The following is a 19,437-nucleotide window of genomic DNA, read 5'->3' as shown; positions in this document are numbered from 1 at the left end:
TTTTTGCTTGACAGGCCCCTTGAAAACAAAATACTTTGTACACGTAGTATTCATTGGGGATGATGCTCTCGAGGGCGTCGGTCTATGGGAACTGTTGGTGAATAATAAGTCTTTTCTCTTGCTTTTAAGGGGAAACGAGGCGATCCCCCTGGGGACCTGTCTATTTTTATAGTTGGTGTACGAATTATATGGCGCGCCGGATTCTTCCTGTCTATGGTCCCGCAGCGTCCTTTTGAGTGATGACACAATGAGACCCCGCTTTACGTCGTGAGACCGCAGGGGGCAGAAAAGGGGACGTCATGAAAGATCCGTTGTTTGAACCGATTCGTATCAACCGGCTGACGCTTAAAAACCGAATTTATCTGCCCGCCATGCACCTGGGCATGTGCGAAGAATTTCTGGTGAATGACCGCCTTGTCGCTTTTTATGCCGAGCGCGCAAAGGGGGGCGCCGGGATGATCGTGGTGGGCAACGCCACCGTGGACGAGTGTTCTGGAAACTCTCAGTACATCGGGGCCCATCTGGATGCCCATCTCCCCGGGCTCACTCGGCTGGCCGCTGCGATCCATGAAAATGGCGCCCACTCTGCCGTTCAGTTGAATCATGCGGGTCGTTACTGTCACTCGGTGTTTCTGGATGGTCGGGCTCCGGTGGCTCCCTCGGCCATTGCCTCCAGCTTGACCGGGGAAGTGCCGGAGGCGTTGACCCTTGAGGGTATCCGCTCCGTGGTGGCGTCTTTTGCCGATGCCGCAGCGCGGGTTAAAAAAGCAGGCTTCAGCGCGGTGGAGGTGCTCTCCGGTACCGGGTACCTGATCAGCGAGTTTCTCTCCCCTTTAACCAACACGCGGGACGACGCCTACGGAGGACCCCTGGAGAACCGTATGCGCCTGGGGCTTGAGATTATGGGGGCTATTCGGCAGCGGGTGGGGGCCGATTACCCCCTGCTCGTGCGCATGGATAACCACGACTTTATGGAAGGGGGCATGCCCCGGGAGGAGCTGGAGACCTATGCGCAACGGCTGGTGTCGGCGGGGGTGGATGCCCTCTGCATCAAGGGGGGCTGGCATGAGGCCCGGACGCCTCAGCTGACCCCGAATGTGCCCAGAGGTGTGTACGGCTATCTTGCCAGAAACGTCAAGGAGAGGGTCTCGGTGCCCGTCATCGCCAGCCATCGCATCAATGACCCGGCCATCGCCCGTGAGCTCATCGGAGAAGGCTGGTGTGACATGGTGGCCATGGGCCGAAGCCTCATCGCCGATCCCTTTCTTCCTGAAAAGGCTCGCACCGGTCGGGAACGGGAGATTGTGCATTGCATCGCCTGTGCTCAGGGTTGCTTTGATCACTTGTTTCAGCTTAAGCATGTGGAGTGCCTCTGCAACCCCCGGGCGGGTCATGAAGAGGAGACCCGCCTTGTGAAAAGCCCTGCCCCGAAAAAAGTGATGATCATAGGCGGGGGAGCCGCCGGGATGACGGCGGCGCTGGCGGCCCATGAGAAGGGACATCAGGTGACGCTTTATGAAAAGGCGATGCGCCTGGGCGGGCAGCTTCATCTCGCCGCGGCCCCCCCCAGGCCGCCAGGAGTTTCTCGAGCTGGTTAAAGATCTTACCCACCTGCTGGAGATGACTGATGTCCGCCTGGCGTTGAACACCTGTGTGGACGAGGCCCTCCTCAACGCCGAAAACCCAGACCATGTCATTGTCGCCACCGGTGCCCTGCCCCTCACGCCTCCCATCCGGGGCGTGGACGCAAAGCATGTTGTCCAGGCCTGGGATGTCCTCGCTGAGAAGGTCCAGGCCGGAAAAAAAGTGGTGATTATCGGTGGGGGAGCCGTGGGGGTGGAGACGGCTCTTTTTCTCGCTGAAAAGGGAACCCTTTCCCCTGAGGCCGTGACGTTTCTTCTCCTCAACAGGGCAGAGTCACCGGAGACCTTGAGGCGCTTGGCCTCTAAGGGGTCTAAAGAGGTGGTGCTTATTGAGAGGATGGACACGGTGGGGCAGGAGATCGGGAAGACCACCAAGTGGGGGATGCGTCAGGAGATAGCCAGGAGTGGTGTGGTCGTGCGGACCGGTACCCGCGCCCTTGAGATAACCCGTGAGGGGGTGACAGTGCAGTGTGGGGAAGAGATGGACACGCTGAGCGCCGATACCGTGGTTCTCGCCGCCGGGGCCCTTCCCGTGGATCCCTTTTCCGAATGGCTGGAGAGGAAGGGTGCTTCCGTCTCCGTCGTGGGGGATGCCAAAGGGATCGCCCTGGCCTTCGACGCCGTTCATCAGGGCTTTGCCGCGGGGCGTGCGGTGGAATAACTAGGGTTGGGCGCCACAGTTTTCCGGGTGGATTGAATCCGCCCCGGTGTGGGCGTCCTTTCCCTATGTCTCGGGCGTGTTCAAGGGTCGCCACGGATGCCGGTGACCCTCACGCCCTTTTCCGAATACAAAACCCCGGCAGCAGCGCTTACTGCGAGGGGTTGTGTAGAGCCTACGCCAGGGAGGTCTTAAGCGACCCTGTTGTATTTGCCCGATCGGAAGAGTTCCAGGAGGTGGATATAATACTCCCTGGGCACTCTGTGGTTTCGGAGCCGTTCGCAGAAGAGGTCTTCCATCTCCGACTTGGTGACCCGCAGGTCATCGTCGGTGTAGAGGTCGAGGAGGGCTTCCAGCTCCTCTTTTTCAGGTACGCCTCGCATCAGGGTATAGGGCGAGATGCCGAGCGCTTCTGCAATTTCTGCAATGCGGTTGATGGAGACGCCCACGTGCCCGTTTTCCAGCTTGGCCACATAAGAGCGAGAGGTACCGATCACCTCAGAAAAGTCTTTCTGGTCGTGTCCTTCAAGTTTGCGCCAGAACTGCATGGCCTTGCCGATGGACTTTACAACCTGTTTCCCTTTGCCTGCGTCATTTTCCATGATATTTTATCCCCTCTGTGAGTAAAAAATTCAAAACGCCTGCCAAAATTTTCCACTCGTATGAAAAACTGGGTAAAAAACGGATATAAAAAAATATTTTGGGCTTTTCAATAGTGAAATTATTGTTTTTTCTTTGACCCGCGGTCAGGAATTATGCCTGCACGCTTATACTTACTGTCATCGTGACTATTTAGGGCGAGTTGCCGGGGGGGGATCACGGGCATGTTTTTTTTACCACCAGTACATTTTTCGAGTAAAAAATACGCTCTGTACATTGTTTTGAGAGTGATGGTACCTCAGCACTGTTGATCCGTGTTTGAAAGTCCTGTTTTTATTCCCTGTCAGCCGTTTTGAACGGCCTGAGTGAGCCCGAGGTTTGTCTCCAATCTATACCAGAATGGTGGGGTAAAACAGGCCGTTGAGGGTAAACTAAGGAGGAGTGTAAGTAGGCATTGACGCTTGGGGGCAGGCCTCGTCTATGACGGGTACCTGTCGTTTCACTCAGGAGCGGGGTCTGGAGGTGATGGTCTGAAGGATCAGGGCCGCCCCGCAAAGGGAGATCCCTGCGCTCATGAGAAAGAGAAGAGCCCCGTATCGATCATAGAGCCATCCGTTGACCAGGAAGCCGGTCATTAAGCCCAGGCCGTAAGAGACGGCGTTGTTGGCCACCTGGGCCACGGTACGGGTGGAGGGGGTGGAGAGTTGGTCCATGTAAAGAATGCAGGCGATGTGAAAGAGCCCATAGGTCGCGGCGTGGAGAAGCTGGGAGAGAAGAATGGCCTCTCGGGAGGTGAAGAAGAAGAGCATCACCCACCGGATCGCCGCCACCAGACAGGCGAGAAAAAGGGCCCGGTCGATGGGAAGGGTTTTGAAGATGCGGGCAGAGCCCATCATCACCGCCAGTTCCGCCAGGCTGGCCAACGCCCAGGCCAGGCCGATGAAGCCGGAGCCATACCCCAGGGACGCCAGGTGAATGGAGAAGAACCCGTAGTACGTTCCGTGCCCGGCCAGCATGAGAAAATTGGCCAGAAGAAAAACAAGAACCCGGCGGTTGAAAAGACTGCGGATATCGGAGGTCTGGCTCCGCTTTTGTGTAGATAAGTCTTTTGGCATGGCCAGGGAGCAGAGGGCCAGCAGGAGGGACGCCAGGAGGATCAGGGGGACCACCAGGCGAATGGAGGTCACCTCAACGAGCTTTCCCATGATCAGCACGACCCCGATGAAGCTTAAGGATCCCCAGGCCCGGATGTGCCCGTAGCCGTTCTGGTCTCCGTTGTTGCGGCCGAGGGCTTCCATGGTAAAGGTCTCGAGGAAGGGGATCACAGGACCAAAGAAGAGGGCATAGACCACGGTGACGGCCAGCATGGGGAGGAAGGCCTCGGTGAGGAGATAGCCTCCCCAGGCGGCGGCGCTGAGAAAGGCGGTGGCGATGAAGACGGGTCGTCTCAGGGCCAGGCGGTCGGCCAGAGCACCCCAGAAGAGAGAGAAGAGGACCATGACGACGGTGCGAGTGGAGTTTAGGACTCCTATTTCAAAGCCTGACAGGCCAATCCGGTGGCAGAGGAGGTTGAAGTAGGGCAGGAAGAGCCCCATCATCCCGAAGTAAAGGAAATAGTGGATGGAGAGGATGGTGGCGGGGCGGACCCTTCCGTGGGGGATTGTGCTTATGTTGCGAGGGGTTGGGTCCATCTTTCCTTTACATCAATCCAAGGGTCGTGGTACTTATTAAAGCGTTAAAGCGGCTCTCGCGGCAGCCTGCCTCATCAAAAAACGGTCGATGACGGCATCGCGCCCGTGACCCGGCAGACCTGCCAACAACGTTCAGAAACCTGACCACGCTTTTTCATCTTCTTCTTCGAGCGTTATAGCACACCCACCCCAATATGCACACCATACCCCGTAGTAAAACTCTCCGCCGGGACGGCCTCACTTCCCGGCCTGGCATCCACACCCCACAGGGGATTTTGCCCTGTGTTTGACTTCGGAGGCGACCATGACCTTTAATGAACTCTCCAGCGGGACCCTGGCTCCCGAAGAGATCCCGGATGAACTTTCGATTCTTCCTGTGTATGATGTCTCCCTGTTTCCAAAGATGGTGTTGCCCCTGCAGCTGGCCGAAGGGGCTGCGTCGGCCTTGGTGGATGACGCCATGCGGGGCAGCCGGATGATTGGTTTGCTCCTCTCCAGAAAAGAGAGCCACGAAGGGCGCCATCTTCCCTCGGAGCTTCATACCGTGGGCACGGTGGCCATGATTCTGAAGAGGGCCCGGGAGGACGACGGCAAAATTCAGATGATGGTTCAGGGCATGGGGCGGTTCAGCATTCGTGACTACACCCAGGACCAGCCTTATCTGCGCGCTGGGGTGACGCTGGTGCCCGATATTCTCTTAGACGATAAAGAGGCCGGGGCCCTGGCGACCAATCTCCTGGCCCAGTATCAGAAGGTGATCAAGCTGACCCCCTCCCTGCCCCAGGAGTTGGGGGAGATGGCCCGCTCCATTCCCGCTCCGGGGACCCTGGCCGATATGATCACCTCGACCATCAACGTCAGCCTGGATGAGAAGCAGGAGGTGCTGGAGCTTGCCGATGTCCGTGAGCGCCTGCAAAAGGTGACGGAGCTGGTGAATTACCAGCTGGAAATTCTCGAGATCGGGACGAGAATTCAGACCCAGGTCAAGGAGGACATGGGCAACAAGCAGAAGGAGTTCTATCTGCGGCAGCAGATCAAGGCGATGCAGGAGGAACTGGGAGAAGAGGGAGATCTTGCCGCCGAAGTGTCGGAGTACCAGGCCAGAATTGAGGGCACGGGTATGCCCGAAGAGGCGAAAAAAGAGGCGGAGCGGGAGCTCTCCCGGCTGGCACGGATGCCCCCCTCCTCATCGGAATATTCCGTGGCCACCACCTATCTGGAGTGGGTCACCTCCCTGCCCTGGCAGAAGGAGACCCAGGACAATCTGGACATCCCACGGGCTCGCAAGGTGTTAGATGATGACCATTTCGGGCTCGACAAACCCAAGAAGCGCATCATTGAATACCTGGCCGTTCGTAAACTGACCCAGAGTTCCAAGGGGCCGATTCTCTGTTTTGCCGGTCCTCCAGGGACGGGGAAAACCTCCCTGGGCCGTTCCGTGGCCCGGGCCATGGGGCGGGAGTTTATCCGCATCGCCGTGGGGGGGGTGAGGGACGAGGCCGAGATTCGCGGTCATCGCCGGACCTATGTGGGCGCCCTGCCCGGACGGATTATCCAGGGGCTTCGGCGTGTGGGCTCTCGAAATCCTGTGGTGGTGCTCGACGAGGTGGATAAAATTGGCAGCAGCTTTCAAGGGGATCCGTCTTCGGCCCTCCTGGAGGTGCTGGACCCCGAACAGAATCACACCTTCACCGATCATTACCTGGATGTCGCCTTTGATCTTTCCCATGTGATGTTTATTACCACCGCCAATGTCTTGTACACGATTCCGCCCGCCCTGCTGGACCGGATGGAGGTGCTGGAACTTCCGGGGTACACCGATGATGAGAAAGTAAAAATCGCCAACCGGTATCTTATCCCCAAGCAGCGCAGGGCCCACGGGCTGTCCGCGGGGAATTTTTCTCTGACCAAGGGGGCGGTAAAGAAAATTATCTCCGGCTACACCCGGGAGGCGGGGTTGCGGAATCTGGAACGCGAGATCGCCGGTGTCTGTCGGGGTGCCGCCACCCTCATTGCCCAGGAAGAGGCCAAGGAGGTGGCCGTTAATGTCGTGACCGTCCCGAAATTCCTGGGGACCGAAAAATACACCCATGACGTGAACGATCGCATCAGCGTGCCCGGAGTGGTGATGGGGCTTGCCTGGACCCCGGCCGGGGGAGAAATCCTTTATATCGAAGTGACGGCCATGAAGGGGAACAAAGGGCTTAACCTCACCGGTCAGATGGGGAGCGTCATGAAGGAGTCGGTGAGCACGGCCCTCTCTTTTGTGCGAAGCAACAGCCGAGCGCTGGGCATCGACGATGAGATCTTCCGGACCATTGATCTGCATGTGCACGTTCCCGCCGGGGCGATTCCCAAGGATGGCCCCTCGGCAGGGGTGGCCATGATGACGGCCCTGGTCTCTCTTTTGATCAATCGGGTGGTGCGAAAGAACCTGGCCATGACCGGGGAGATCACCCTGCGGGGGAAAGTGCTGCCCGTGGGTGGGGTCAAGGAGAAGGTGCTGGCCGCCCATCGGGTGGGCATGAAAACCGTGATTCTGCCCCGTCAAAACGAGAAAGATCTGGAGGAGTTGCCTAAAAAAGTCCTGAAGGCGCTGACCATTCATCTGGTCTCGGACATGGTGGAGGTGCTGGAGCTGGCCATCGACCGTCGGGCCGATGAAGAACGCCGTCGCAAGGCCCAGGGGGTTCGTTCAGAGCAGCGTCACGGCTCCGGGGAACGCCGTCGACCGGCCATGGCCTCCGCCGTGAAGGGGGAGACGATGGATCGACGTGTTTGACGGGATGGCCCTGTCAATTGCCATGATTTCCGCACTCTGGTAAACAGAGGGGATGAAGTCACTCAACCTTACATGGCGTGCCGTGATGCGAAGGCAATCGCCCGCGCGCCTTCTCGTCTTTTCGTTTATGGCCATGATCGCATTCGGCGCTCTGCTGCTGATGCTTCCCGCGTCTTCTCGCACAGGCTCTCTCTCCTTTGTGGACGCCTTGTTCACGGCCACCTCGGCGGGCTGTGTCACCGGCCTCTCGGTGATGGATGTGGGGCAGGTCCTGACCCCCTTCGGGCAGGGGGTGCTGCTTGCCCTGATTCAGCTGGGCGGGCTCGGGATCATGACCCTCTCCACCCTGATCATCTTAGGTGCCCGGGGCCGGGTGGGCTTTGCCGGAAATCTCATCATTCAGGACAGCTTTACCCACAGTGGAAAAAAAAGCCCCAGCGATATCCTGCGAGCCGTGGTTCAGGTGACCGTGATCCTGGAATTCCTGGGGGCTCTCCTGCTTTTCTGTCGCTTTTACCCCGGTTCCCCTGATCTCGGGCAGGCCCTCTGGCTGTCGGTGTTTCACAGCATCAGCGCCTTCTGCAATGCGGGGTTTGCCCTCTATCCCGACAGCCTCACCCGGTTCCGGGGGGATCTTCTGGTCAACGGGACGGTCTCCTTTCTGATTGTTGCCGGCGGCCTGGGGTTTCTGGTGATCTCCGAACTCCAGGGGAAATGTCGCCCCGGAAGATGGCGCTGGGAACGGCTCAGCCTCCACACCCGCCTGGTGGTTACCGCTTCCTTTGTCCTCCTGCTCTTCGGTACCCTGGCGACCCTGGTGCTGGAGTGGCACAACACCCTGGGCGGGCTCCCTTTTTCCGAAAAATTGCTGGCTGCTTTTTTTCAGTCGGTGACCCTGAGAACCGCGGGTTTCAATACCCTTGATTTTGATTCCATGGCCAACGGCACCCTTTTTATCTCCATGATCCTCATGTTTATCGGGGCCTCGCCCGGGTCCTGCGGCGGGGGCGTGAAAACCACCACCGCTGCCACCCTCTTTCTCATGGGGCGGAGCCGTCTGCGAGGCGCTGCCCATGTCTCCGCATTTTCCAGAACCATTCCAGATAAAAGCGTGGAAAAAGCGACTCATTTGATGATGCTGGCCTTTGCCGTGGTGATCTGCGGAACCCTGGTGCTTCTCTCCAGCGAGATGGGTGGCCTGGCCCATACCCAGAGTCGGGGTCGCTTTCTGGAGCTCCTCTTCGAGAGTGTCAGCGCCTTCGGCACCGTGGGTCTCTCCATGGGCGTCACCCCCACTCTTTCCACCCTGGGTCGCCTCTGCGTCACCCTCCTGATGTTCGTGGGCCGCCTCGGCCCCATGGCCCTGGCCATCGCCATCAGTCGCGACATCGCTCCCCGAAATCGCTGGGCCGAAGAAGACATCATGATTGGGTAAAAAAACAAAGGCGTGCCTCCGGCGGGCAGGGGATAAATCCCCTGCACCCCTGGTTCGCGAATGCTCCAACCCTCGTGCCTCGGGTTGTCACATTCGCTGACGGGCTGCGCCCGTGGACAACGGTTTTGATTTTGGCCGAAATAAGTGTGGGGTATGACACTCTTTGCGTGTGTTTCGAAACATGACCAGCCCATGTCTTTGCGACGGCAGGTGCCCTTCCTCGAAAATCACGCGAATGCGGATACAAAGCGCTTTGAGTGGTGACAGCCGTTGCGCATTCGCCATATGGGGTCCAGGGGATTATCCCCTGGCCGCCGGAGGCGTGCTCTTTTTCCTACCCCTGCACCATCTGCACGGCCATGCGGTGGGAGGGGAGTTCCCAGGCCATGGTTTCTGCGGTCTCCAGGCAGAATTGTTCGAGGGCCATGGCGATGAGGGGGTGGTCTTTGGCGCAGGAGCCGGGAAAATCGGCGAGGACGGATAATTCCAGGAAAGAGGGGAGGGTGCGTCGGTAGAGTACCGAGAGGGCTTGGCAAGGCCAGTCGGTGGCTTTGAGGCGGTCTGTCAGGCTGGCTTCCAGCTGTTTCGAAAGGGTGGTGGCGACCTCGGCCTGGTAGGCGGGGGCCAAGCGGAATCGGGTTTCCAGGCGGAATCCGTGGGAGAGGTTGGTGGGGGAGACGTTCAGGAAGTCGCCGGGGGGAAGGTGGCGGGTGGCCCCGCCCAGAAGGCGCAGACCGATGTACTCCGGGCTTTGCACCGTTACTTCAGCGTGGGTCCCGTCTGCGAGCAGCACCCAGTCCCCGCACTGTGTGGGAAACCAGGGCTCGTCCGGGTGGCAGGGGCGGGAGCGCAGTGTAAACAGGTCCTTTAACGGCAGGCGCACCCGGCCTCCCTGGAGGGCCTCGTTCTCCAGCTCGGAGTAGAGGTTGATGGTGGTGACTTTGTAGGGGACGCCTTGGTAGACCACGCGTTCACCCTCTCGGACCACGCCCAGGTTGAGGAGCATGCGGACCTGGCCCCACACTTTGGGGATGGCCTCTTTGGAGGCCCAGAGCAGGCCGAAGACGAAGATCAGCAGGATGGAGAGCAGAACCCAGTCGCTCACCAGATAGAGGGTCCCCATGGTGACGAGCAGGGCGGCCGATACCGTCATGAGCATGTAGGTGAGGTCAAAAATCCGGGCATAGACGGTCTGGGCTCGATCGTAGAGGCGGCTGCGGGTCTCGATGAGGGTACGGAGCCTTCCCATGGCGAAAAGGGTGCCGAAGAGGACCCCAAGGGCCATGATGAGGTTGCGGCCCCGGCTTTTGAAAAAGAGGCGGGTGAAGTCTTGAAGGGAGCCGGAAAGGGAGCGTTTCCCTTGTTCCTTCTCTTCCAGGTTCAGTTCAGCCAGGCCTTTCAGTGAGGTGAGCTCCTGCTTGCGATGCTGCCATTTGGCCGCCAGCCTGCGAAGTTCTTGGATCAGGGAGGGGCTCAGCTCTGGGTGCGACTGCAGGCGGGTGACGTTGGCCAGGGCGCGGGTGACCCGGGTGAGTTCCTCATCATACCCCTCCAGAACGCTGCGGAGCCCTTGAATTTCACGGGGTCTGGCCGTCATGCGTTTGATTTCCATGAGCAGGGGGGCGAGCAGCTCCTTGAGTTCGTTGTTCCACTCAAAGGCGCTGCCTGACGCGCCGGTGGCGGTGCTCGTTGTTTTTTCCACGCCGGTGGCCAGCTGTTCAAAGCCCTCCTCCAGGGCGGTGAGTCGGGTGGTGAGCAGGTCAATGCGGACGCGGTACCACTACTCTTTCCCCAGGGAGGCCGGGCTGGACAGATTGCTTTGGGCCTCCACGACCTCTGTTTTAACGTGCTCGATGGTGGTGAGTAGGCGGGTCAGGTTGTCGATTTTCCGGGTGGAGGTTTCCATGGCGGCGGGTGTCGTCATCTCGGCCGTCAGGGGGGACGGCAGGAGGAGGCATCCCCCTGCGATCAGCAGTGAAAAAACGGAGAGCAGAGGACGTCGAAGAGGGTGTGTCATGGGGTCTCCCTGGAATGAAGGGTGGAACGGGTGCGCGGGCTTTCCGGGTGTCTGCCGCCGTAAACGGGGATTCTCCCAAAAACCTAAGCCATTCCGCCCCCAAAAGTCAAGATGCGGCGCTCCGTATTTACCTTCTTGATATCGCATGGAAAAAGCAGAGGGTGTCGGTGATCTTCCACTGTTTTTTTCTTTACAATTCCTTTACAATAATAAAATATATTGGGTTCATTAAAAAGCCGGTTTATTTTTTGCGGCGGCTCCCGGGAAGCGCAGATGCGCTTTATATCGTTTAATGGGGCCAGCCCAGACAGATTCGCAGTATCGGCTATTCCATGTTTTTCAACCGCGACAAAGGGGCCTTGTTGCCCCTAATATAGAGGAGAAGAAGAGAGATCATGTCTGACTTTGATCGCGCACTCAAAATCGGTCGTCCCCCCACGATAGCAACACTCTTTCCCAACTCCAAAGCCCTTCTGGTGAGCGGTCGTTACATCGATCGTGCCATGAAGAAGAAGGGTGGCGCCATGACCATTGCGGCCAATGGGCGCAGTCATCTGGTGATCCGTGGCGTTCTTGCAGCGGCTCAGCGTGCCGATGCGGCCATCATCATTGAGATCGCCAAGTCCGAAGGCGGTGCCAATGCCTATTGCCCCACCAGCCTCTGGAATATGGCCCGTCAGGTGGATGCGGTGATGAATGAGCTGGGCGTTACCGTCCCCGTGGCGATTCATGCCGACCACTATGCCATCAAGACCCAGGCCGACCTGGATGCGGCCAGGGTTGAGATTCCGACCCTCTTTGAGGCGGGCATCACCTCCATCGCCCTCGATGCCTCCCATCAGCCCGATGCCGATAACCTCCTGGCCAATATTGCCCTGGCTCCCTACATTCCCGAGTGGGCCGGTCTTGAGACGGAAGTCGGTGAGATCAAAGGGACCGAAGGGCTCTCTTCTCCGGAGGAGGCTCTTTTTCTCATTCAGGGGCTGAACGCTCACAACATCCATGCCGATTGGATCGCCTTGAATAATGGCACCACCCACGGCATCGAAGCCAGTGGCACCGGCATCGACGTCGAGCTGACCCAGGCCGTTCATGATGCCTTGGCCCCTTACGGTGTCAATGGTGCCCAGCACGGTACCAGCGGCAACGACTCCGATCGCCTCCGTGATATTGCAGAAAAAACCTCCACCACCAAAGCCAACGTCGCCACGGCCCTTCAGCTCCTCTCCTGGGGCATGGAGGTCAACGAGTTCGGCAACGCAGTGATGGACGAAAACGGAGACCTGATCAAGATCAAGGGGGAGGGCCTCACCGACGAACTGTGGGTGGAGATGAAGGCCTACGCCGATGAAAAGGGCATCAAGGGCAGCAACTTCAAGAAGCTGAACCTGCCTTTTGAGAACAAGATCCTGGGCCAGTCCCGCGAGGTGCGTGATCGTATGGCCAAGCGGGTGGAAGAGTTTACCTACACCCTGCTGACCGAGGTCTTTAACGCCGCCGGAACCGGCAGCCTCTGCATCGAGGAGATTCTCGAAAAAGGGAGCTACAACCCCGGTTTCAGCGCCAAGGTCATCGAGGACAAGGCCGAGTGGACCGAAGAGAAAATTCGAGCCAGGGCAGCGTTGATGACGACGGACAAGGGACCGGACGGCGACTTTGACGAGTAATCCCTGCACGAACATTTTATAAAGCGCTCCAGGCGGCCCGATGTCATGTCGGGCCGCCTTTTTTTCATGTTTCACTCGAAGGAGGGCCCATGACGACAGAATCCACTCTCACCCCTTGCCGTTCCCTGACGGATCTTGAGGCCACACCACGAAAAAAACGCTATTGCCCCTTTTGCGGCGGCCTTCTCGATTTGCGATTTGTGGAAGGTCGGGATCGGCTCTATTGTGAGGCCTGCGCCTCACCCCTCTACGAAAACCCCGTGCCCGCCTCCTGTGTGGTGGTGGTGGATGATCAGGAGCGGCTGCTTCTCGTGAAGCGTAATGTCTCTCCCAAGGTCGGCATGTGGTGCCTGCCCGGTGGTTTTATGGAGCTGTTTGAATCGCCTGAAGAGGCGGCGGTGAGAGAGCTGCAGGAGGAGGCTGGCATTGCCGGTCGTATTGAATGCCTGCTTGGGGTGATCACCAACCCCAACCCGGATTACAGTACCGTGCTTTTGATGGGGTATCTGGTGCGACACTGGATCGGGACTCCCGTGGCAGGTGATGACGCCGATGAGGCCAGTTTTTTTCCCCTGGACGCCCTGCCGGAGATTGCCTTCCGGAGCCACCAGCATTTTATCCGCAATTATCTTTTGACCCGTACCACCTCGGATCCTGAACGAGTGTGAGGGGGTCACGAGATGATTTATTGCATTTAGTTTGTTTTTTTCCTTAATGTCGCGGCAATTTTTGCCGATGGCAAGACTAAGGAGAAAGATGTCATGCATGTACCGTCATACCAGATAAACAATGTTTTAAAGGTTTACAGCCGTCAGGTAAGCCAGAATAAGGCATTGAATAGTCAGAAAGATCTCGGTCTTGACAATGCACCGGCCCATGATAAGATCACTTTGTCAGCGGAAGGAAAGCGGAAGGCCGTCATCGATAAGGTGGCGTCAGACATCATCAATCGCCTCACCACGACCGGAACCTCCGGCGAGAAGGAAGTGGAAGTCTCCGCACAGGTCTGGAAGGAAAAGAGCGGGGAGCCCGGCGTCGAGCGCAAAAAAAACGGTCGGTTTGTTTATAACTATATCGGTGAAGACGACGAAAAGACCACCAGTACCCTTTCCGTCGGTAACAGCGGTCCCCAAGGGGAGAGAATAAAGTCCCTGGTGGATCACTACAGACGGGAGGAGGGAAACCTCGACCCGGAGGAAAGCCATGAAAATCTCTGATTCAAATGCCAATTATGGCAGGCAGCTCTACATGAGAGAGGTGGCGGAAGCCAACCCGGCAAAGCAGGGGAGTCAGGCAAGGGGACAGGAACGCGCAACGGCGGGTGACAAGGTGACCCTTTCCAGAGACTCTCGGGATATGCAGATTGCCCGGGATGCGATGATGAATGCCCCGGATATTCGTACCGAAAAGGTAGAAGAACTCCGAAACGAAGTGAAGGCCGGTCGTTATGCCGTGCCCGCTGATAAGGTGGCGGATAAGATTATCGCTTCCGCCATTAACGAGTACGTCTAGTCCGAGGGGGTCTTTGTACCCAAATTCAGCCCTGTTTTAGAAAGACCCGAGGCACCGAGGGGAAAAATTTTCCCATATCGCGGTGCCTTTCTTTTTTTGGGTGAGGGAAAAACCTGGGATACTTAGGGGTTTTCAGGCCTTGGGTCGAACAAATCATGACCTGGCACATATTTTGTATAAGTGTAGGGGTGGCAGACCTTGTCCCGTAAGAATCGGGGGGAGGCGTAAAGATAAACAGGCGGGGTATGTGAGCGGTGCGTATGCCGGAAAGGGGTTTTCCGGCGGGGCGATGTCGGCGACAGATCCCGATGGCACCCGGTCACTTAGACCTCCCTATAGGAGTCCACCATGAAACTTAATTCCATCCAACCTTTAGGCCCCACGGTACCCACGAGCCCGGCAGGATCCGTGAAGACCCGTGAAGGGTCTCCTTCTTTCGGGCAGATGCTGAACCAGGCCACCCAGGCGTCGGTTGGCCCCGCCGAGACCCCGGCTAGCCCAGCGGCGGCTTTGGCGGTCGCTCCCCTTGGCGAAATCCGATCCCTTATGCCGTCCATGACGTCCGGGATGCCCTCCCCCGCGGCCGAAGGAACGGTTGCCCTTCTGAATCTTTTGGAAAACTACGCCCAGAAGATGGAGTCCGACGAGGTTCCCTTGAAAGAGGTGGCATCCCTGGTGGGAGAGATGGGCACCCTGGCCAAGGCCCTCGCCGCCTCTCTGGGCGATGAGCCCGACCCCCGCATCCGCGAGCTCGCCGAACAGAGCGCGGCTCTGGCCGGCATCGAATCCGTGAAGTTCAGCAGGGGCGATTATCTGTAAATAAAATCAGCGCCGGCGGCAAGGTGAGCCACCTTGAAAGCGTGTTACCGCTGCGATTTGCCCCCATGTCACGGCGCAGCCGCAGGCGGATTCCTCAGGTCCAATCACGACGATCTTTTAAGAACATGCCCGTGGAATAAAAAAGGCCCCAGAAAATCCGTCAGGATTCTCTGGGGCCTTTAACGTTTGGGAGCGCGAGGCACGAGCCCTTACCAGCGGTTCCGTACTTTGACGCCTGCCTCGTTCAGATAGGTTTTTATGCCGGGGACAGTGTAGTCGCCGTAGTGGACCATGGAGGCGATAAGGGCCGCATCGGCTTTGCCGTCGGTGAGGACCTCCCGGAGGTGTTCGGGTTCTCCGGCGCCGCCGGAGGCGATGACGGGGATGTCCACGGTCTCGGAGATCAGACGGGTGAGGGTGACCTCGTAGCCGGTTTTCATGCCGTCGGCGTCGATGGAGTTGAGGCAGATTTCACCGGCACCCAGCTCCTGGGCTTTGAGGGCCCACTGCACCGCGTCCATGCCCATGTGCTTGCGCCCGCCGTTGATGACGATCTCGTAGCCTGACGGGATGGCCTCGCTTACTTCCACCTGCTTCACATCCATGCCGAGCACCACGCACTGGTTACCGAAGGCTTCGGCGCCCTGGCGGATGATCTCGGGGTTTTTCACGGCGGCGGAGTTGACGCTCACCTTTTCGGCGCCAGCCAAAAGCACGGCCCGCATGTCTTCTACGGTGCGGATGCCTCCGCCCACGGAGAAGGGAATAAAAATGGTCTCAGCCACGCGGCGGACCACATCGATCATAATGTCCCGTTTTTCATGGGAGGCGGTGATGTCGTAGAAGACAATCTCATCGGCCCCCTGCTCATAATAGAGCCTGGCCATCTCCACGGGATCGCCGATGTCCACGTTGTTCTTGAACTTGATACCTTTTGTGGTGCGCCCCTCACGCACGTCGAGACAGGGGATAATGCGCCTGCTTAACATGGTTCCCACCTGCAGAAGTTTTCTAAGATTGTAAGACCGGCTTTGCCACTTTTTTCCGGGTGAAACTGGGTTGACACCAGATTTTTGTGACCCAGCATGACGGGAAAGGTGAAGCCATAGGTGCACTCGGCCACGACATGTTCTCGGTGGGCGGGTGCCGGGTAGTAGCTGTGGACAAAGTAAAATTCGTCGTCATCGGTGATCCCCTCGAGGATGGGGTGGGCCACCACCGGATGGATTCGGTTCCATCCCATGTGAGGGATCTTGAGCCGGGAGCCGTCTGTGTCCGTCATCTTGAGGGGAAAGGCGTCGACCTCTCCTTCAAGAAGGCCCAGGCAGGGGGTGTCGTACTCCTGGCTGTGGGAGAGGATGATCTGGGTTCCCAGGCAGATGCCCATGAAGGGGCGGCCCGAGGCGTAGACATCCCGGATGACAGAGGAAAGCTCCGTGCGTGCAAGGCTGGCCATGGCGCTGCCTGCCTGGCCCACGCCGGGGAAGATCACCCGCTCGGCTTCGCGGATGGTCTGGGCATCGCTGGTCACCACACAGTCGCGACCCAGGGACCGAACGGCCCGCTCGACGCTGGTGAGGTTTCCGGCTTCGTAGTCGATGATGGCTATCATGGTGTGTCACATCTCCATAAGGTTGTTTCAAGGGGGTGTGCCCCTGTCAAAAGCGTCACTCAGCGCTCGGGGAAGGGATTAAAACTGCTCTTTGGCCCGGTCCCACATGGCGTCGACCTCGGACGAACTCCGTCGGTCGGGGCTCTGCCCCTTTTCGGCCAGGAGCTGTTCCATGAGGCGGTAGCGGTTTTCAAATTTGGCCACCGAGGAGGAGAGGGCCGCATCGGTATCGATTCCGGCCACCCGGGCCACATTGACAAGGGTAAAGAGGAGGTCTCCGAATTCCATAGAGGCGGCCTTTTTGTCCCCTGAGCCCAGGGCTTCGGTGAATTCGTTCCACTCTTCGTCCACCTTCTCCATCACCCCGTCCATGTCGTCCCAGTCGAAACCCGCCTCCGCGGTGACCTTGGAGACATCCCTCGCCCGCATCAAGGGTGGGGTGCCTGAGGTGACGGTGTCCAGAAGAGAGGTCGGTTGATCGGATTTTTCTTCTTTTTTGATCTTTGCCCAGTGGGCTTTGACCTCTTCTTCTGTCTCGGCGGTTTCATCGCCGAAGACATGGGGATGACGGCGGATCATTTTGCGGTGGTTGTTTTTCACCACCTCGGAAAAGGAGAGGCCGTGGGTCTCTTCGAGGAGGTGGATGAGAAAAACCAGTTGAAACCAGGTGTCTCCCAGCTCATCGGTCATCTCTTCCGGGTCCCCCCCATGGATCGCTTCCTGGAGCTCATAGCTCTCTTCAATGAGGTAACGGACCAGGGTGACGGGGGTCTGCTTTCGGTCCCAGGGACAGCCATTTTCGGCTCTCAGGCGTTTGATAAGTTCACGTGTTTCGTTCACGGGGGCGACCTTCTCATGATAATAAAAAAGGCCCTGCCGGAGAGCAGGGCTGTTTGGAATGCACAACGTTCAGTCCGGTGTTTGGGGCGGTGCTTAGAAGTGCTGGCCCCATTTTTTTCGGGCGTCATCGATTTTGGTGTTGAATTGCTGCCTTAAATCCTTGGAGGTAAAACCGGAGAGGGCTTCTGAGACAATCGTGACGTAAGGGGCTGTTTTGGAGTTGCGAATCAGGGGGCTCCCCTTGTCCAGGAAGGTGGCAAAGACCATCAGGAGCACGGCGGAGATCAGGATCCCTTTCACCAGGCCGAATCCTGCACCGCAGAGGCGATCCACCCAGCCGAGGAACACCACCTTCAGCAGGTACTTGATGAGGACGCCCAGGGCAGAGACGGCGGCAAAGATCACGCCGAAGATGATCAGAAAGCTGATGATATTGAGCCAGGCGGTGGAGTCGATGAAGCGGGCGAGCTGCTGGCCGAGAAGGGGGTAGTAGCTGTAGGCGGCGAAAAAACCACCGAAGACCCCGATGATGGCGGAGGCTTCTTTGACAATCCCCCGAAAGCCGCCCCGAATCAAGCAGAAGGCAATAACGATACAAAAAGTGATATCAAGTGGGTTCATCAGTGGGCCTCCATGGTCAGCTGGGTCGGGTCAAGCGGGTCTCACCGGAAAAAGGGTTAAGCGGCACATCAGGAACTCACAGGTTCCTTCGCTGGAGAAGGTAGGTTTGTCGCGTGATTAGTAAGGATTCGCAGGACATTCTACGGGCTCAGTTAAGCGTGCAACGTTTCGGTGAAATAGTTTTTCAATGCCAAGGCACGGTGTGTCCCTCACACCGATCAAACTGCTTGATTAACAGAACCCAAGCCGGGGAGTCAAGGCATTTTTCCTTGGGTTAAAGGGGGTTACGTTTCAGTTTGCATTCGGTAAATCATGTGTGCTAAGAATGCATAATTATCAAAATGACGTTCACTCTCAGGCAGATACCTCTATACCGTTTATTCTGAGGGGCTCCGGGCGGTTGTGCCGTTCTGGATTCTAACGTTACCACCGTTTTTGATTTTCCCTGTCAAAAGTGGGGTTCAGCAACACTCAAGGGACGGCCCGGCACCCTTTCAGACCATGAAAGGACGGGCATCGCGAAGGCGCATACATGGAAGGAAATTCGGAGAATAGCACCACTGAGTTGGCGTTTTCCAACAACTCATATGCTCTCCAGTTGTTCGGTGAGAAGAATCATCATCTCACCAAAATCGCAGACGCCCTGGCCATCACCATTCATGCCCGGGGCAACAAGGTGACCCTTCAGGGTGACGCGGTGGCCCGCAAGCTGGCCATCACCTTACTGAATCAGCTTTACGCCCTGATCAAAGAGGGTCTGCCCCTCTACCCCAGCGACATCGACCACGCCATTAAGGCGGTGAGCAGTGATCCTTCGGTGGACTTGAAGTCTATCTTCATGGATACGGTGTTTATCACCGCCACGAAACGTCCCATTACCCCCAAAAGTCCCAGCCAGAAAGCTTATATTGATGCCATTCGAGGGCACGATATCGTCTTTGGTATTGGTCCGGCCGGTACCGGAAAGACCTACCTGGCCATGGCCATGGCCGTCGCGGCCCTGACCAGCGGACAGGTCAGCCGAATCATTCTGACGCGACCCGCCGTGGAGGCGGGGGAGTCTCTGGGATTTCTGCCCGGTGACCTTGCGGAGAAAGTCGACCCCTATCTGCGTCCTCTCTACGATGCCCTTCATGATATGCTGCGCTATGAAAAGGTCGCGGAGCTGATGGAGCAGGGAGCCATTGAAGTGGCCCCCCTGGCCTTTATGCGGGGGCGAACCTTGAACAACGCGTTTATTATTCTGGACGAGGCACAGAACACCACCTCTGAACAGATGAAGATGTTTTTGACCCGCATCGGGTTTAACTCCAAAGCGGTCATCACCGGTGACGTCACCCAGGTGGATCTGCCCCAGGGCAAGATTCCGGGCCTGAAAGAGGCTCGCTCGATTCTGGGCGGGATCTGCGGCATCTCTTTTGTGGAATTTTCCAAGGACGATGTGGTACGCCACAAACTGGTGATGAAAATTATCTCGGCCTACGAGAAGAACGACCTTTCCAAACTTCGACGTGCGGAACAGGCACTTTAAGAGGCATAC

At 57.8% G+C, this 19,437-nt stretch carries 18 protein-coding genes; 10 read left to right on the top strand and 8 right to left on the bottom strand.

Annotation, left to right across the window (positions count from 1 at the left end; genetic code table 11):
• Positions 1-299 precede the first annotated feature (299 nt).
• Both Q1Q75_RS00910 and Q1Q75_RS00905 read left to right on the top strand, forming a co-directional pair.
• Complete coding sequence (locus Q1Q75_RS00910) at positions 300-1,598, top strand: NADH:flavin oxidoreductase (protein ID WP_300667112.1); 1,299 nt, start codon at positions 300-302, stop codon at positions 1,596-1,598.
• On the top strand, positions 1,516-2,304 hold the full coding sequence (locus tag Q1Q75_RS00905; RefSeq protein ID WP_300667110.1) for an FAD-dependent oxidoreductase: 789 nt from the start codon (positions 1,516-1,518) through the stop codon (positions 2,302-2,304). Before Q1Q75_RS00910 ends, Q1Q75_RS00905 begins: the two co-directional genes overlap by 83 nt.
• 188 nt (positions 2,305-2,492) lie before the next feature.
• Here Q1Q75_RS00905 and Q1Q75_RS00900 read toward each other — a convergent pair whose 3' ends face one another.
• Entirely contained in the window at positions 2,493-2,903 is a 411-nt protein-coding gene (locus Q1Q75_RS00900; RefSeq protein ID WP_300667108.1) for a helix-turn-helix transcriptional regulator, read from the bottom strand.
• Positions 2,904-3,404: 501 nt separating this feature from the next.
• The gene (locus tag Q1Q75_RS00895) at positions 3,405-4,592 is read right to left on the bottom strand and encodes an MFS transporter (protein WP_300667106.1); all 1,188 of its coding nucleotides are present in this window, start codon (positions 4,590-4,592) and stop codon (positions 3,405-3,407) included.
• Positions 4,593-4,896: 304 nt separating this feature from the next.
• On the opposite strand from Q1Q75_RS00895, the gene lon reads away from it, so the two are divergent.
• Both lon and Q1Q75_RS00885 read left to right on the top strand, forming a co-directional pair.
• Positions 4,897-7,374, top strand: a complete 2,478-nt coding sequence (gene lon / locus Q1Q75_RS00890; protein ID WP_300667104.1) for an endopeptidase La — start codon at positions 4,897-4,899, stop codon at positions 7,372-7,374.
• Between the two features lie 52 nt (positions 7,375-7,426).
• A complete protein-coding gene (locus Q1Q75_RS00885) occupies positions 7,427-8,809 on the top strand; it encodes a TrkH family potassium uptake protein (RefSeq protein WP_300667102.1) in 1,383 nt (460 codons plus the stop codon).
• Positions 8,810-9,143: 334 nt separating this feature from the next.
• Here the strand turns inward: Q1Q75_RS00885 and Q1Q75_RS00880 are convergent, their stop codons facing one another.
• Entirely contained in the window at positions 9,144-10,511 is a 1,368-nt protein-coding gene (locus Q1Q75_RS00880) for a hypothetical protein (RefSeq protein ID WP_300667099.1), read from the bottom strand.
• Positions 10,512-10,589: 78 nt separating this feature from the next.
• On the bottom strand, positions 10,590-10,826 hold the full coding sequence (locus tag Q1Q75_RS00875; RefSeq protein WP_300667097.1) for a hypothetical protein: 237 nt from the start codon (positions 10,824-10,826) through the stop codon (positions 10,590-10,592).
• 395 nt (positions 10,827-11,221) lie between these two features.
• On the opposite strand from Q1Q75_RS00875, the gene Q1Q75_RS00870 reads away from it, so the two are divergent.
• The 5 genes from Q1Q75_RS00870 to Q1Q75_RS00850 all read left to right on the top strand — a co-directional run bounded on the left by Q1Q75_RS00870 (position 11,222) and on the right by Q1Q75_RS00850 (position 14,824).
• Positions 11,222-12,493: a class II fructose-bisphosphate aldolase gene (locus tag Q1Q75_RS00870; RefSeq protein ID WP_300667095.1), complete on the top strand. Its 1,272-nt coding sequence runs from the start codon at positions 11,222-11,224 to the stop codon at positions 12,491-12,493.
• Between the two features lie 89 nt (positions 12,494-12,582).
• Positions 12,583-13,161, top strand: coding sequence for an NUDIX hydrolase (locus Q1Q75_RS00865; RefSeq protein WP_300667093.1), 579 nt, complete (start codon positions 12,583-12,585; stop codon positions 13,159-13,161).
• A 93-nt stretch (positions 13,162-13,254) separates the two neighbouring features.
• On the top strand, positions 13,255-13,710 hold the full coding sequence (locus Q1Q75_RS00860) for a DVU0524 family FlgM-associated protein (protein WP_300667091.1): 456 nt from the start codon (positions 13,255-13,257) through the stop codon (positions 13,708-13,710).
• Positions 13,697-14,005, top strand: a complete 309-nt coding sequence (gene flgM, locus Q1Q75_RS00855; protein WP_300667089.1) for a flagellar biosynthesis anti-sigma factor FlgM — start codon at positions 13,697-13,699, stop codon at positions 14,003-14,005. Before Q1Q75_RS00860 ends, flgM begins: the two co-directional genes overlap by 14 nt.
• 348 nt (positions 14,006-14,353) lie before the next feature.
• Complete coding sequence (locus Q1Q75_RS00850) at positions 14,354-14,824, top strand: hypothetical protein (protein WP_300667087.1); 471 nt, start codon at positions 14,354-14,356, stop codon at positions 14,822-14,824.
• Positions 14,825-15,033: 209 nt separating this feature from the next.
• Here the strand turns inward: Q1Q75_RS00850 and hisF are convergent, their stop codons facing one another.
• The 4 genes from hisF to Q1Q75_RS00830 form a co-directional block, all read right to left on the bottom strand.
• On the bottom strand, positions 15,034-15,813 hold the full coding sequence (hisF, locus tag Q1Q75_RS00845; RefSeq protein ID WP_300667085.1) for an imidazole glycerol phosphate synthase subunit HisF: 780 nt from the start codon (positions 15,811-15,813) through the stop codon (positions 15,034-15,036).
• Positions 15,807-16,436: an imidazole glycerol phosphate synthase subunit HisH gene (gene hisH, locus Q1Q75_RS00840; protein ID WP_300667083.1), complete on the bottom strand. Its 630-nt coding sequence runs from the start codon at positions 16,434-16,436 to the stop codon at positions 15,807-15,809. The genes hisF and hisH overlap by 7 nt, the downstream gene beginning before the upstream one ends.
• A gap of 78 nt (positions 16,437-16,514) precedes the next feature.
• Positions 16,515-17,276, bottom strand: a complete 762-nt coding sequence (gene mazG, locus Q1Q75_RS00835; protein ID WP_300667081.1) for a nucleoside triphosphate pyrophosphohydrolase — start codon at positions 17,274-17,276, stop codon at positions 16,515-16,517.
• A 93-nt stretch (positions 17,277-17,369) separates the two neighbouring features.
• Complete coding sequence (locus Q1Q75_RS00830; protein WP_300667079.1) at positions 17,370-17,897, bottom strand: CvpA family protein; 528 nt, start codon at positions 17,895-17,897, stop codon at positions 17,370-17,372.
• A gap of 532 nt (positions 17,898-18,429) precedes the next feature.
• Between Q1Q75_RS00830 and Q1Q75_RS00825 the strand changes: the two genes are divergently transcribed.
• The gene (locus tag Q1Q75_RS00825; protein ID WP_300667077.1) at positions 18,430-19,428 is read left to right on the top strand and encodes a PhoH family protein; all 999 of its coding nucleotides are present in this window, start codon (positions 18,430-18,432) and stop codon (positions 19,426-19,428) included.
• Positions 19,429-19,437: the final 9 nt, after the last annotated feature.

This window comes from Desulfoluna sp., from assembly GCF_030145185.1.
GTDB lineage: Bacteria > Desulfobacterota > Desulfobacteria > Desulfobacterales > Desulfolunaceae > Desulfoluna.
The sequence above is the reverse complement of the archived record's forward strand: the minus strand, read 5'-3'. Positions and strand labels throughout refer to the sequence as shown.

Coding starts and splice junctions, on each gene's coding strand:
- Q1Q75_RS00910 (WP_300667112.1), top strand. CDS start 300: ATGAAAGATCCGTTGTTTGAACCGATTCGTATCAACCGGCTGACGCTT.
- Q1Q75_RS00905 (WP_300667110.1), top strand. CDS start 1,516: ATGAAAAGGCGATGCGCCTGGGCGGGCAGCTTCATCTCGCCGCGGCCC.
- Q1Q75_RS00900 (WP_300667108.1), bottom strand. CDS start 2,903: ATGGAAAATGACGCAGGCAAAGGGAAACAGGTTGTAAAGTCCATCGGC.
- Q1Q75_RS00895 (WP_300667106.1), bottom strand. CDS start 4,592: ATGGACCCAACCCCTCGCAACATAAGCACAATCCCCCACGGAAGGGTC.
- lon (WP_300667104.1), top strand. CDS start 4,897: ATGACCTTTAATGAACTCTCCAGCGGGACCCTGGCTCCCGAAGAGATC.
- Q1Q75_RS00885 (WP_300667102.1), top strand. CDS start 7,427: ATGAAGTCACTCAACCTTACATGGCGTGCCGTGATGCGAAGGCAATCG.
- Q1Q75_RS00875 (WP_300667097.1), bottom strand. CDS start 10,826: ATGACACACCCTCTTCGACGTCCTCTGCTCTCCGTTTTTTCACTGCTG.
- Q1Q75_RS00870 (WP_300667095.1), top strand. CDS start 11,222: ATGTCTGACTTTGATCGCGCACTCAAAATCGGTCGTCCCCCCACGATA.
- Q1Q75_RS00865 (WP_300667093.1), top strand. CDS start 12,583: ATGACGACAGAATCCACTCTCACCCCTTGCCGTTCCCTGACGGATCTT.
- Q1Q75_RS00860 (WP_300667091.1), top strand. CDS start 13,255: ATGCATGTACCGTCATACCAGATAAACAATGTTTTAAAGGTTTACAGC.
- flgM (WP_300667089.1), top strand. CDS start 13,697: ATGAAAATCTCTGATTCAAATGCCAATTATGGCAGGCAGCTCTACATG.
- Q1Q75_RS00850 (WP_300667087.1), top strand. CDS start 14,354: ATGAAACTTAATTCCATCCAACCTTTAGGCCCCACGGTACCCACGAGC.
- hisF (WP_300667085.1), bottom strand. CDS start 15,813: ATGTTAAGCAGGCGCATTATCCCCTGTCTCGACGTGCGTGAGGGGCGC.
- hisH (WP_300667083.1), bottom strand. CDS start 16,436: ATGATAGCCATCATCGACTACGAAGCCGGAAACCTCACCAGCGTCGAG.
- Q1Q75_RS00830 (WP_300667079.1), bottom strand. CDS start 17,897: ATGAACCCACTTGATATCACTTTTTGTATCGTTATTGCCTTCTGCTTG.
- Q1Q75_RS00825 (WP_300667077.1), top strand. CDS start 18,430: ATGGAAGGAAATTCGGAGAATAGCACCACTGAGTTGGCGTTTTCCAAC.